This is a genomic window from Desulfonauticus sp. (assembly GCF_055126295.1).
Genome location: NZ_JBSRHE010000005.1, coordinates 90100 through 102135, shown reverse-complemented (window position 1 = coordinate 102135; position 12036 = coordinate 90100). Strand labels below are relative to the sequence as shown.

Here is a 12036-nt window from a genome sequence, read left to right as displayed (position 1 = left end):
TTACACCATGGCCAACACCCTTACCAAAGCAGATATTGTAGAAAAAATTTACCAGTACAGCAAAAAGAACCGTACTGAACTAAAGGAAATCCTGGAGCATCTCCTCTTCTTGATTAAAAAAGGTTTAAAAGAAGAAGGAAGTGTACTTGTCAGCGGATTTGGCAAGTTTGAAGCCTATCAGAAAAATCCCCGTAAAGGGAGAAACCCTCAAACCAACGAAACCATTATTTTACCAGGGCGCAAGGTAGTTGTTTTTAGAATTTCCAAAAAATTTAGATCTGAGCTTAATTCATAAAAATAAAACTGCCTTTAAAAATATCACTTAACTTGGTTTTATTGGTTTCTGCCTGCAACAAATTATAATAAGGGCCAACTTGTACCCTCCAAAGAATAAGGCCATTTTTTCTAGCTTGCACCAGCCTGGAAGTATATCCCAGAAGAGAAAGTCTGTGTTGAAGTTTTAAGGCGTTTTGTTTTATGGAAAAAGAGCCCACCTGAATATAAAAAGTACCTTTTATCTTACTTTTAGGTAAACTATGCAAGCTCTCAACTCTAACCCTGGCAGTACCAGGGCCCACCATTCCCAAGGCTCTAGCCGCCTGATAGGATAAATCAATAATGCGCCCGGCCACAAAAGGCCCTCTGTCATTAATTTTAACAATTACCTGTTTTCCATTGTCTAAATTAGTAACACGCACTTTGGTGTGAAAAGGTAAAACCTTGTGTGCTGCAGTATAAGCATACATATTATAAATTTCCCCACTAGCTGTCCTGCGACCGTGAAATTTAGGTCCATACCAGGAAGCAATGCCCTCTTCTACATAATTGTTGGCACTGGGCAAAGGAGTATAGGTTTTTCCGTAGACTTGATAGGGTTTAGAAGGACTCTTGGGTAAAGGTGCATAGACCTTTTTTGTGGTACAACTAAAAATTCCCACGCATAGTAACAAACCAAGACCTAAAAAATAATAACGCACTCTACTTATCCTCCAATACCTACCATTGCTGAATCACAAACCTTATTTTTATTTTTTTCCAGCAAATGGGCACCTACAGGTTTGTGTTTGATGGCCAGAGATATCACCTTTTCCAGGTGTTTTAAGCTAAGTTTGGAATTTCTGACCAGAGCCAGCAATTTATATTCCCGATCTGAAAATAAACAAGGCCTTAACCTGCCTTGAGAAGTAATACGCAAGCGATTGCATCGCTCACAAAAATGATCACTTAGAGGAGAAATCACCCCAATTCTTCCCTTCCCTCCACTTATTTGAAAAACTCTTGCTGGACCTGCAGTTTGCTCCTGACTATCCAGAGGTAAAACCTCTACCTCCTGGGTTAATTGTCTTAAAATGTCTTGAGCAGACCAGAAATACTCTTTTTTCCATCTGGTCTTCTGTCCAATGGGCATAAATTCTATAAACCTAACATCTACTGGATACTTATAAGCAAAATTAGCAAAATCCACAAGCTCTTTATCATTTAAACCTTTTAAAGCTACAGCATTTATTTTGATTTTTAAGCCAGCTTCAAGTCCCCAGAAAATAGTTTGTAAAACCTGGTTTAAATAGCTAGCACCTGTAATTTGTAAAAATTTATCTTTATCAAAGGTGTCTAGAGAAACATTTAATCCCTTAAATCCTAATTCTTTTAATTTTAAGAGCTCTTTTTTACTTTTAATTAAAGTACCATTAGTGGTTAAACGAAAATCAAAATTGTTAAATTCCTTCCCTAGCTTTTCTAAAAAATCCCAAAAGTTACGTCTTAAAAAAGGTTCTCCTCCAGTAAGGCGTACCTTTTTTATCCCTATGGACTCAGCAACCAGCAAAAACTTTTCCATATCTTCATATCTTAAAATTTCTTTATGCTTTACCAGAGGGTCTCTTACTCCCTGACAATAAAAACAACGAAGATTACACTTATCCGTAATGCTCAAACGAAGATAACTAACACTTCTACCGTGTTTATCCATCAGCATATTCAACACCTCTAGGCTAAGATCCACTCCCTTTCTGCAAAGAGAAAATCAGGATAAGGCCAGTTTATATCTTTTCCCTGTAAGTAGGCAAGCAAACTAAACCTTGCCTGTTCTCGCTCTTGTAACCACAAAGGACCATAACTAAATCTATAATTTACACCCAACTCATCAAAATAGCTATTTCCAAGGCCTAAGTGGGGCATTGGTTCTACTTTCTCCTGACTTAGCAGGTAAAAGAGTTTGGGAGTAAAATCACTATGACACTTTTGTTGAAAAAGACATTTTTTATTTTCTATACAAGGAGCACAGGAATGAAAACCCTGAACCACCTTATGCCCCTTGCCATAAGGACCTGTTTCAAAAACCCAGGCTGAAGAAAGGAAAAAAGACCAGGTTTGTACTCCTAAATGGCAACAAAGGTGTAAAAGCCCTGTATCTGGGCTTATGACCAACTCTAGACCGGGTAACAAATCCAGTAAGTCCAATAAAGAAGTCTTACCGGTAAGATCTATTAAAAACTCCTTTTCCCTGGGACTTAAATGCTTTTTTAACTCTCTGGCCAGAGGTTGCTCTGCCCGGGTGCCCAAAAGATAAAATTTTTGTTTTTTTTGCTTTAATAAAACTTCAATTAACTGAGCTAAAGAATAAGGACTTAAGGACCTGCGCTGATTTCTTCCTGCCAGGACAATTCCCACTCCTTCCCCTTTATTTTGCGCAATGAGGGGATTTACCTCTTCTGGAGGACAAATCTCTCCCTTTTCCTTTAAATAGGCCCAAAAGTCTATGAGGTTAAGGGGAGCTAATTTGCGTTTTTTTATCCATTCAAAGGCCTTCCTGGTCCAGGAAGATTTAAGTTCTTGCCGGTTAAAGTGGGTATAACCTTTAACTATTTCTCCCGGAAAAAGCTGGGCACAGACATAATTTAAAGGAGAAAAGTTTAAATTGTAGACTGCAGCAAAATCTATTTCTTTTAATTCTTGAAAAACTCTTAGATTAAGAGCAAAAAGTTCAGCCAAATTACTCTGTCCATGGGCTTTTGCTGCCAGCACATAAGCAAAGGGATAAATTTGCCTGGCAAAAGCTTGCAGACTGGTATCCACCAGTAAGTAGACCTGCCCTTCTCTGGCCAAGGACAAAATAAGGCGCTTACTTTGCAGTAAATCTCCAAGCCTAGCAAACTGGATAACCAAAAAATTTGCAGCCATTTGGAAAATGATTTAAACACACCCCTATAAGTTTAGCAAGTAAATTTACAGCAAGGAATTTTCTCTATGCTATTTCCCCTTTGCCTGGATTTAAGCCAAAAAAAGTGCCTTCTGGTGGGAATAGGAGAAGTAGGGCAAAGAAAGCTTTCTACTCTTCTAAAATTTAAACCTCTACAGGTAAAAATCATAGACCCCATGCGTCCTTTACCCAAAAAGTTTAGCCACCTGGACAACATCCAGTTTTATGCCCGGCCCTTTAGCCCAGAAGATTTAGAGGGCATACACCTGGTATTTGCCTGTACTGACAACAAAGAGTTAAATCAAAAAATCGCTTCCCTGGCTAAGTCTAAAAACATCTTGGTCAATTCAGCCACCAATCCTCAGGATGGAGATTTTTCCCTGCCAGCTCTCTGGCAACAGGATTGCCTGCTATTAGCCATTTCTACCCAGGGACAGAGTCCAGCTTTAGCCAGGCTCATCAAAGAGGAACTGGACAAGTGCCTGGGGAGAGAATATGCTCTTTTAGCTGGCCTCATGGGGAAACTTAGGCCTTTGATTTTAAACCATATACCAGAAAACAAAAGGGCCAATTGTTTTAGAAAGCTGGCTAAAACTTTGCTTCTCCCTTTAAAAGAGCAAAACTGGGAACAGGTAAAAAGAACTATCCTTAAAGAGCTACCGCAAATAGAAGATGTAGTGGGAGATATTATTGATGAACTTAAACTTTAGCATATTTATCATTCTTATTTATTTATTATCCACTTTACTGGGATTTGCCAGTTATCTCAAAAATAATACATCCTTACAAAAAGTAAGTAAAATATTCTTAGGGCTTGGATTTTTCTTGCATACTGCAGAGCTTAGCTGGAGATATTTACTTCATTTCCCGCAAAGTCTTAATATTGTTCCCTTTTACTTTAGTTTACTGGCCTGGATCATTATATTTTTGCTTTTACTTATTTTTCTAAGGTTAAAGATAAATTTTCTTCTTTTTTTAGCTAGCCCTTTGTCCCTTCTTTTTTATATGTCTCATTTGCTGTTGAGCTTTAAACTTAAAGGAGTACTCCCAGCAAAAGGCGTAGCCCTCTGGTTTGGCTTACATATTGTTTCTTTGTTTTTAAGCTTTGCCTTTTTGGCCCTGGCCTTTGGAAGTGGGCTTATCTATCTTTATCTGGAAAAAAAAATAAAGACCAAAAGCAAATTGCCTTCCTTTTCCAATGACTTACCTTCACTTACCACCTTTGACCGTTTAAATCATCTGGCTGTGGTCTGCGGTTTTCCGCTCTTTAGCCTGGGGGTATTTACTGGATTTATCTGGGCAATTTTTAGCTGGAAAAGTTTTTTTACCTGGGATCCCAAGGAAATTGTGGCCCTTTTCATCTGGATTTTATATGCCTATCTTTTCCATCAACGTCTGGCCCTGGGGTGGAAGGGGAAAAAACCCGCCAAAATGGCCATTTTTCTCTTTATTTTATCCTTAATCTCCCTTATGGGAATAAACCTTCTTATGCCAACACACCATAGTTTTAGGCCCTAACTATGAAAAGTAGTATAATTCTTCTAGGACTAAATCATAAAACCGCCCCTGTAGAAGTAAGGGAAAAATATGCCCTTAGTCAGTACAATTACAGGGAAAACAATCTGCTCAAGGGAAGCGGTTGTCTCAAAGAATATTTGATTCTCTCTACCTGCAATCGGGTAGAAATATTAGCTATAGGTAATCCCAAAGAAAAAGTAGTTCAGGAAATACTAACCTTTTGGACTAATTATTGTTCTGGCAATAAAGAAGAGCTATACAAACACCTTTATATTTACCAGGACCTGGAAGCCATCAAACATCTTTTCACTGTGGCTTCTAGCCTGGACTCCCTGGTAGTGGGAGAGCCTCAAATTTTAGGCCAGCTCAAAGACGCCTATCGAGAAGCTGTTCAGGAAAACACTACCAAAGTTATTTTAAACCGCTTATTACACAAGGCCTTTTCTGTAGCCAAAAGGGTGCGTACAGAAACAGAAGTATCTTCTAGTGCTGTATCCATCAGCTATGCGGCAGTAAAACTGGCTAAAAAAATTTTTGGAGACTTAAGTAATTCCACAGTCATGCTCATTGGCGCAGGAGAAATGGCTGAACTGGCTGCTCTACACTTATTAAATCAGGGAGTAAAAAATATTTTAGTAGCCAATAGAACCCTAAGCAAGGGAGAAGAACTGGCTCAAAAATTTAAGGGAAAAGCCATCCCCTTTGCTCAGCTTTTAGACTACCTTTCCCAGACTGATATAGTGATAAGCTCCACTGGAGCCCCCCATACTATCCTCCAGGCCAGAGATTTAAAGCCCATATTAAAAAAACGTAAATACAGCCCCATGTTTTTTATTGATATTGCTGTACCTAGAGACATAGACCCGGATATCAATTTATTTGATAATGTATTTCTCTATGACATAGATGATTTAAAAGAAGTAGTTGAAGAAAACTTGGTTTATAGACAAAAGGAAGCTGAAAAAGCTAAATATATCATTGAAGAAGAAGTTTATAAATTTAAACACTGGTTAGATAACCTGGAAATAACTCCAACCATAAAAGAATTAATGGCCAAGGGAGAAGAAATAGCTCAAAAAGAATTACATAAAACTCTAAAAAAGGTAAACCTTGGAGATAAAGACAAAGAACATATAGAACTTATGCTAAAGTCCATAGTAAGTAAATTATATCAATCTCCAATTTTATTTTTAAAGAGAAGACAGCAGGAAGAAGGTACGGTAGAAAAATATCTTGATGCCTTACGCAAGATGTTTAATCTGGATGAAATAAATTTAGAAGAAAATAAAAAGATACATGAACACAAAAAGAGGTAATTATGAGATCCTATTATATCGAAGAATTAAACCAGCAGGACATGGAAAAAATAAAAAAGAGTTTTAAAGAAAAAAAACTGGATAACCCTCTTGATAATCTCTACTGGCTTCCTCTACCCCAAAAGTTCTATACTTCTGAACAGAAAGAACACCTATCCAACTGTGGACCTTATTATTTTCCTTTGGAATTGGGTAAAAACTGGCTAAAGGCCGAACTTTTAATCAGGGCCAGCAATAAAATCAGATGCCAGTGTATCACTTATGCTACGCCTGAACAACGAGAATATCTTGTGCAATGGATAAATCAGCTTTTATCTGAAAATCAAATTTTTATCTGAGTTTTTTTCTTGACCATTATCTTTCAAGAAGTTATCTAAAGAGTTTGTCTTAAGTTAGCAAGAAGGAGAGAGCAATGAAGAGAACATATCAGCCCAGTAAAATCAAACGTAAAAGAACTCACGGTTTTTTGGTTAGAATGCGCACTAGAGGCGGAAAACTGGTTATCAAAAGACGTAGGGCCAAGGGCAGAAAAAGATTAGCTGTTTAACCTTTCCCAAAACAAAACGTTTATTAAAGCGACCTCAATTTCAAAGATGTTATGAAAGAGGTCGCCGTTTTTTTACCTCTCTGTTTATAGTCTTCATCTGTCCCAACTCTTATGAATATGCAAGAGTGGGTATTACTGTAAGTAAAAAGATCGGGAAAGCAGTGGTGCGCAACCGGGTAAAAAGGTTAGTTCGTGAATTTGTAAGGCTATATCAAGACCTACTTCCTGGTGGACAGGATATAGTAATTGTGCCTAAAAAACACCCTGTATGGTCCACATTAAAGTTTAAAGATGTGGAAGAAGACTTAAGTTCCTTTTTTAAGAGCCTGAGGGAAAAAAGTATCTGTGTATGAAAAAAGTGCTCTTGTTTTTAATCAAAATTTATCAATATGCCCTTTCTCCTCTCTGGCCTGCCAAGTGCCGTTTTTATCCTTCCTGTTCTGAATATGCAAAAGAAGCCATCCTGCGCTTTGGTTGTTTAAAGGGCTCTTATCTTTTTCTTAGACGCTTTTTACGCTGTAATCCTTTTTTTGAGGGCGGAATCGACCCTGTACCTCAACAATTCTATATTTTAAGGAGAAAAAAAATCCATGGATAACAATATTCGAGTACTCTTGGCTGTGGGGCTATCTTTAGTGGTATTATTACTCTGGAATATAATTTTTCCTCCACCTCAACCTAAACAACAGCCACAACAACACATTACTACTAACTCCTCCAACACTGTGGCTACTAAACAACCCACTTCTACACCTGCTCCCAGTTATACTCCTTCCAATTTGGGACAAATCAACAACTTATTTGACCCCCAGAAGGGAAAAAAAATAACCATAGAAACTCCTCTATATCAAGCCATACTTAATACTCAAGGGGGAGTGCTGGAACATTTTGTCTTAAAAAAGTACCGAGTAAGTGTAGAGAAAAACTCTCCTCATATAGATTTAATCAGCCCTGAAGCTCTGGCCAAAGGACCTCTGGGCATTATCTGGAATCGCATACCTACCTGGTACAAATTCAACTGGAGCTATCAAGGGGAAAACAAAAAATTAAATCCAGGGGAAAGCACCTCTTTGACCTTTAAAGGTGAATTTGAAGGTATTACCCTCTTAAGGACACTCACCTTTTTTGCTGACACCTATCAAGTCAAGGAAGAACTCAAAATCTTAGCTCCTGGAAACAAGGACAATGAAGTAAGTTTTGTAATTTCTACCCTTCCTCTTACCAGAGAAGAAAACCGTTATAATCCCACCCAGATAGTATACTTGGGGACAGATGGACTAAGTGCAGAAACAGATAAAGATGACCTGGAAAAAGGAATTCTAACAGATAACAAAGTAAAATGGGGAGCAATAAGTAATAATTATTTTTTACTGGCTTTAGTGCCTACAAGCAACAATTTTGTCTTTAAAGCAAAGCTGGAAAAAAATATCTATCGCTTAGCTTTGTCTCAAATCGTAAATAACAATGAAACCACTTTAAATTGTATTTATTATTTAGGACCCAAGGAAGAAAAACAACTAGCTTTAGTACCCAACAATCTATCCCAGGCTATACACTATGGGTGGTTTGATTTTATTGCCAAACCACTTATAAAAGTTTTAAACTTCTTTTATACCTATACTCATAATTATGGAATTGCCATTATTTTACTAACCATTTTAATTAAACTTCTTTTCTGGCCTTTATCCCAAAAAAGCTATAAATCCATGAACCAGATGAAAAAGTTACAACCTCTCATGGCTGAAATACGGGAAAAGTACAAAGACGATCGCCAGAAAATGAATGAAGAGATGATGCGGCTGTATCGAACTTACAAAGTAAATCCAGCTGGTGGTTGTATGCCCATGCTGATTCAAATCCCTGTCTTTTTTGGATTATACCAGGGGCTTTTAGGAGCTATTGAGCTTAGACATGCTCCTTTTATAACTCACTTGCCCTTTACCAATCTCTTGTGGTTAGCGGATCTTTCTGCTAAAGATCCTTTTTATATTACCCCCTTGATTATGGGGGCAACAATGTTTATACAACAAAAGATGACTCCAGCGCCAGGGGACCCAACCCAAGCAAAGGTAATGTTGTTTATGCCTATACTTTTTACCTTTCTCTTTTTAAACTTTCCATCTGGGTTGGTAATATACTGGCTGGTCAACAATATACTGTCCATTGCCCAACAGTGGTGGATGTTGAAAAAACAGGCTTAAAGACCCGGTGATGACCTTTATCTTTCCCCTTAAAAAGGGTAATGGACGAAAAAGGGGAACTGTTCTTTGAAAATTAAAAACCGGGAAAAGAGGTAAGGAGTGAGCATGGAGGAATTTGTAGAATTCGTCGGTAAGGATGTGGATGAGGCTATCTCCAAGGCCTGTGAGTACTTTCAGACAGAACGCGACTCTCTGGAAATTGAAATTCTAAGCGGCGGCTCTTCTGGTATTTTTGGTTTGGTTGGGCTAAAAAAGGCAAAAATTAAAGCCAAAAAACGGGAAAATCCTTTGGAAGTGGAAAACAAAGTGCGGGATATTGTACACAACCTGACCCGCCCCATTGCCCCCAATTCGCAAATAAGTGTGGATTTGAGCAAAGAGCCAATCTATGTAAGTATTGAAGAAGAGGAAAATGCTGGGGTACTCATTGGCAAAGACGGACAAACTATCTCAGCTATCCAGTACCTGGCTAACAGGATTATAGCCAAACAATGTCCAGGTATCTCTAGAATCCAGCTGGACGCTGCTAACTATCGCCAAAGACAAAATGAAAAAATTAAACAAACAGCTCTGGCCTTGGCTCAACGGGCAAAACGTACTGGAAAAACAATGAAAACCCAGCCCTTAACTTCCTATCACCGCAGAATCATTCACCTCACCTTGCAAAAGGATAGAGGTATTCAAACCAAAAGCCTTGGAGAAGGCCCGCTGAAAAGAGTACTCATTATGCCTAAGAAAAAAACAATGCGACGCAAACCAGAACAATTACAAACAAGGCTTACCCAGTAAGCACTAAAAAAAGGCGAAGCTTAAACGCTTCGCCTTTTTTCTTTCCAACACTTCTTAACCCCAAAGAGCCTAAAAAGTATAAAAATTAAATAACAAGGACCCAAACATGGAGCACCAGAAGGATACCATAAGTGCTATAGTTACTCCTCTGGGACAGGGAGGAGTGGGAATCATAAGATTAAGTGGCAAAGAAAGTTTAAATATTGCCCTTCGCTTGTTTAAATCCAGTCAAAAACACTTTACCAGCCCAAAGCCCTACCGTTTACACCACGGTCATGTCTATTCCACTCAAGGCGAATTGCTGGATGAAGTGTTGTTAGCTTATATGCCAGAGCCTGGCTCCTATACTGGAGAAGATGTGGTAGAAATAAATTGCCACGGTGGACCTGCTATTTTGCAAGCCCTTTTAGAGGAAACCTTAAAGCTAGGGGCCAGATTGGCCAAACCAGGAGAGTTTACCTATCGGGCTTTCCTCAATGGCAAGCTAGACCTCACCCAAGCTGAAGCTGTAGCTGAACTAATCAGTGCTCCTACGAAAAAAGCCATTCCCCTGGCTCAACAAAAACTATCTGGACTGTTAAAAGAAAAGATTTCTTCCCTGAGGGCCAATCTAGAGGAAATAAAACAACACTTTTGCTTGGCAGTGGATTTTCCAGAAGAAGAACTGGAAATCCTGCCTCCCACTCAATTAAGCCCCCAAATCAAAACCATCCTCAGAGAAATACAAGAATTAATTACCAACTACGAACAAAAACACATCTACCAGGATGGAGCTCTGGTGGTTCTAACAGGAAGGGTAAATGCTGGAAAATCCAGTTTGTTAAATGCTCTTATTGGTAAAGAAAGGGCCCTGGTCACCCCCATTCCAGGAACTACCAGAGACTATTTAGAGGAAAGCATCAATCTTAAAGGACTTCCTGTACGCCTGGTAGATACTGCTGGTCTGCGTGAAACTCAGGATGAAGTAGAAAATCTGGGCTTAAAAAGAGGCTGGGAGCTTTTAAAACAATGTGATCTTTGCTTATTGCTAATAGATATTGAAGAAGAGTGGAGTGAATTTGAAGACAAAGTACTGGAAAGTATAGAGCAGGAAAAAATTATTCTGGTTATCAATAAAATAGATAAAACAGAAACAAAGCCCCTGTGGCTAAATCAATGTAAGTTAGAGCCCATTTTCCTTTCTGCCAAAACCGGTAAAAATCTGAACCTCCTAACCGAACAAATCTTAAAAAAACTAGTAGGCCAGCAAAAAGAACAGCAATCCCTACTGGTACCCAACCTGCGTCAAAAAATTTGCTTACAGCAAGCCCAGGAAGAACTGGAAAAGCTACTGCAAAACCTTTCCCAGTTTCCCTATGACCTTTTATCCCTGCACCTGGATGTAGCTATAAGAAAACTAGCGGAAATAACAGGAGAAATAACCACAGAAGAAACCCTTGAGGCTATTTTCTCCCGTTTTTGTATAGGAAAGTAATTACAAATATTTTACTTATTTTCCTGCAAAAAGGCTTCTATTTCCTTCAGCCAGGGAAAGCTTTCTGCCCACTTTTCTCTTAAGGGAGTTAAATAGGCTTTAAATTTTTCCCTATCCACCTGAAAAACCTTCATACCTGCTTTTTTTAGTTCTTCCAGTTGATTTTGTTCCTGCTCTCGAATCAACCTTTTCTCATATTTCGCTGCGATTAACCCTTTACTCTTTAAAATACTTTTTTCTTGAGCAGATAAACTTTGCCAGGTTTTCTGAGAAACTAAAAGCAAGGCAGGAGAATAAACATGCCCAGTAAGGGAAAGGTACTTTTGTAAGGTGTAGAGCTTAAAGGCATAAATAATGTTTATGGGATTTTCCTGACCATCTAAAACACCTTGTTTGAGGGCAGCTAAAGCCTCTCCATAAGGTAAAGGTTGAACAATGGCCCCCAGGTATTCAAAGGCTTCAATGTGAACCCTGTTTTCCATGGTTCTTAGTTTTAATCCCACCAAATCCTGAGGTACCAATACTGGATGTTTGTTATTGGTAAGATGCCTGAACCCGTTTTCCCAAAAAGCCAGACCCACCAGCTTAGCTTTATTTAAGGTACTTAAAAACTTTGTACCCAGCTTTCCCTCCAGCACGCTATCTACTTGTGCATAGGAGGTAAAAACATAAGGCACATCCAGGGCCAGAAACTCAGGGACAAAGTTGCCCACAGGGCCTGTAGAAATAACTGCCAAGTCCACCAAGCCCATTTGTAAAGCTTCAATAAGTGCCCTTTCATCTCCCAGTTGCCTGTTGGGAAATATCCTTATTTGCAAATCACCTTTACTTTCCTGTTCCACTAGTTTTTTAAATTCCAAACTCCCCAGATGATAGGGACTTTGCGTATTGACAGCATGAGCCAGTTTTAACTCCCTGGCTTCTCCTGTGGGTACTCCCAACCATAAAAATAACCCTAAAAACAAAATAAGGTGTTTCATTTTTTCTCCCTT

15 protein-coding genes are annotated in these 12036 nt (G+C 38.7%); 11 read left to right on the top strand and 4 right to left on the bottom strand.

Annotated elements, in window-relative coordinates; all coding sequences use genetic code 11:
- Positions 1–7 precede the first annotated feature (7 nt).
- Positions 8–295, top strand: a complete 288-nt coding sequence (locus ACTCIM_RS04760; RefSeq protein ID WP_029968147.1) for an HU family DNA-binding protein — start codon at positions 8–10, stop codon at positions 293–295.
- Here ACTCIM_RS04760 and ACTCIM_RS04755 read toward each other — a convergent pair.
- The 3 genes from ACTCIM_RS04755 to ACTCIM_RS04745 are packed head-to-tail and all read right to left on the bottom strand — an operon-like array spanning position 285 to position 3180.
- Complete coding sequence (locus ACTCIM_RS04755) at positions 285–977, bottom strand: septal ring lytic transglycosylase RlpA family protein (RefSeq protein ID WP_464278488.1); 693 nt, start codon at positions 975–977, stop codon at positions 285–287. The two genes, ACTCIM_RS04760 and ACTCIM_RS04755, sit on opposite strands and share 11 nt — an antisense overlap.
- A 5-nt stretch (positions 978–982) precedes the next feature.
- A complete protein-coding gene (gene moaA / locus ACTCIM_RS04750; protein WP_472314132.1) occupies positions 983–1975 on the bottom strand; it encodes a GTP 3',8-cyclase MoaA in 993 nt (330 codons plus the stop codon).
- 11 nt (positions 1976–1986) lie between these two features.
- Complete coding sequence (locus ACTCIM_RS04745; protein ID WP_464278491.1) at positions 1987–3180, bottom strand: glycosyltransferase family 9 protein; 1194 nt, start codon at positions 3178–3180, stop codon at positions 1987–1989.
- A 66-nt stretch (positions 3181–3246) separates the two neighbouring features.
- On the opposite strand from ACTCIM_RS04745, the gene ACTCIM_RS04740 reads away from it, so the two are divergent.
- The 10 genes from ACTCIM_RS04740 to mnmE all read left to right on the top strand — a co-directional run bounded on the left by ACTCIM_RS04740 (position 3247) and on the right by mnmE (position 11044).
- On the top strand, positions 3247–3909 hold the full coding sequence (locus tag ACTCIM_RS04740; RefSeq protein ID WP_029968156.1) for an NAD(P)-dependent oxidoreductase: 663 nt from the start codon (positions 3247–3249) through the stop codon (positions 3907–3909).
- Positions 3893–4717, top strand: coding sequence for a cytochrome C assembly family protein (locus tag ACTCIM_RS04735; protein ID WP_472314129.1), 825 nt, complete (start codon positions 3893–3895; stop codon positions 4715–4717). Before ACTCIM_RS04740 ends, ACTCIM_RS04735 begins: the two co-directional genes overlap by 17 nt.
- Positions 4718–4719: 2 nt before the next feature.
- Positions 4720–6033, top strand: a complete 1314-nt coding sequence (hemA, locus tag ACTCIM_RS04730) for a glutamyl-tRNA reductase (RefSeq protein WP_464278493.1) — start codon at positions 4720–4722, stop codon at positions 6031–6033.
- 2 nt (positions 6034–6035) lie between these two features.
- Complete coding sequence (locus ACTCIM_RS04725) at positions 6036–6371, top strand: hypothetical protein (RefSeq protein WP_464278494.1); 336 nt, start codon at positions 6036–6038, stop codon at positions 6369–6371.
- Between the two features lie 74 nt (positions 6372–6445).
- A complete protein-coding gene (gene rpmH, locus ACTCIM_RS04720; RefSeq protein WP_029968164.1) occupies positions 6446–6580 on the top strand; it encodes a 50S ribosomal protein L34 in 135 nt (44 codons plus the stop codon).
- Positions 6568–6933 (top strand): ribonuclease P protein component, encoded by a 366-nt coding sequence (rnpA, locus tag ACTCIM_RS04715; RefSeq protein ID WP_472314272.1) that lies wholly within the window; start codon positions 6568–6570, stop codon positions 6931–6933. Before rpmH ends, rnpA begins: the two co-directional genes overlap by 13 nt.
- Complete coding sequence (gene yidD / locus ACTCIM_RS04710; RefSeq protein WP_029968169.1) at positions 6930–7178, top strand: membrane protein insertion efficiency factor YidD; 249 nt, start codon at positions 6930–6932, stop codon at positions 7176–7178. Before rnpA ends, yidD begins: the two co-directional genes overlap by 4 nt.
- A complete protein-coding gene (gene yidC / locus ACTCIM_RS04705; RefSeq protein ID WP_472314126.1) occupies positions 7171–8781 on the top strand; it encodes a membrane protein insertase YidC in 1611 nt (536 codons plus the stop codon). The genes yidD and yidC overlap by 8 nt, the downstream gene beginning before the upstream one ends.
- A gap of 105 nt (positions 8782–8886) precedes the next feature.
- A complete protein-coding gene (gene jag / locus ACTCIM_RS04700) occupies positions 8887–9570 on the top strand; it encodes an RNA-binding cell elongation regulator Jag/EloR (protein ID WP_464278496.1) in 684 nt (227 codons plus the stop codon).
- A gap of 106 nt (positions 9571–9676) precedes the next feature.
- On the top strand, positions 9677–11044 hold the full coding sequence (mnmE, locus tag ACTCIM_RS04695; RefSeq protein WP_464278497.1) for a tRNA uridine-5-carboxymethylaminomethyl(34) synthesis GTPase MnmE: 1368 nt from the start codon (positions 9677–9679) through the stop codon (positions 11042–11044).
- 11 nt (positions 11045–11055) lie between these two features.
- On the opposite strand, the gene ACTCIM_RS04690 is transcribed toward mnmE, so the two are convergent.
- Positions 11056–12024, bottom strand: a complete 969-nt coding sequence (locus ACTCIM_RS04690) for a DctP family TRAP transporter solute-binding subunit (protein ID WP_464278498.1) — start codon at positions 12022–12024, stop codon at positions 11056–11058.
- Positions 12025–12036: the final 12 nt, after the last annotated feature.

What these genes read in the sequence shown, in the direction of transcription:
- ACTCIM_RS04760 (WP_029968147.1), top strand. Translation starts at nt 8, where the DNA reads ATGGCCAACACCCTTACCAAAGCAGATATTGTAGAAAAAATTTACCAG.
- moaA (WP_472314132.1), bottom strand. Translation starts at nt 1,975, where the DNA reads ATGCTGATGGATAAACACGGTAGAAGTGTTAGTTATCTTCGTTTGAGC.
- ACTCIM_RS04745 (WP_464278491.1), bottom strand. Translation starts at nt 3,180, where the DNA reads ATGGCTGCAAATTTTTTGGTTATCCAGTTTGCTAGGCTTGGAGATTTA.
- ACTCIM_RS04740 (WP_029968156.1), top strand. Translation starts at nt 3,247, where the DNA reads ATGCTATTTCCCCTTTGCCTGGATTTAAGCCAAAAAAAGTGCCTTCTG.
- ACTCIM_RS04735 (WP_472314129.1), top strand. Translation starts at nt 3,893, where the DNA reads ATGAACTTAAACTTTAGCATATTTATCATTCTTATTTATTTATTATCC.
- hemA (WP_464278493.1), top strand. Translation starts at nt 4,720, where the DNA reads ATGAAAAGTAGTATAATTCTTCTAGGACTAAATCATAAAACCGCCCCT.
- ACTCIM_RS04725 (WP_464278494.1), top strand. Translation starts at nt 6,036, where the DNA reads ATGAGATCCTATTATATCGAAGAATTAAACCAGCAGGACATGGAAAAA.
- rpmH (WP_029968164.1), top strand. Translation starts at nt 6,446, where the DNA reads ATGAAGAGAACATATCAGCCCAGTAAAATCAAACGTAAAAGAACTCAC.
- yidD (WP_029968169.1), top strand. Translation starts at nt 6,930, where the DNA reads ATGAAAAAAGTGCTCTTGTTTTTAATCAAAATTTATCAATATGCCCTT.
- yidC (WP_472314126.1), top strand. Translation starts at nt 7,171, where the DNA reads ATGGATAACAATATTCGAGTACTCTTGGCTGTGGGGCTATCTTTAGTG.
- jag (WP_464278496.1), top strand. Translation starts at nt 8,887, where the DNA reads ATGGAGGAATTTGTAGAATTCGTCGGTAAGGATGTGGATGAGGCTATC.
- mnmE (WP_464278497.1), top strand. Translation starts at nt 9,677, where the DNA reads ATGGAGCACCAGAAGGATACCATAAGTGCTATAGTTACTCCTCTGGGA.
- ACTCIM_RS04690 (WP_464278498.1), bottom strand. Translation starts at nt 12,024, where the DNA reads ATGAAACACCTTATTTTGTTTTTAGGGTTATTTTTATGGTTGGGAGTA.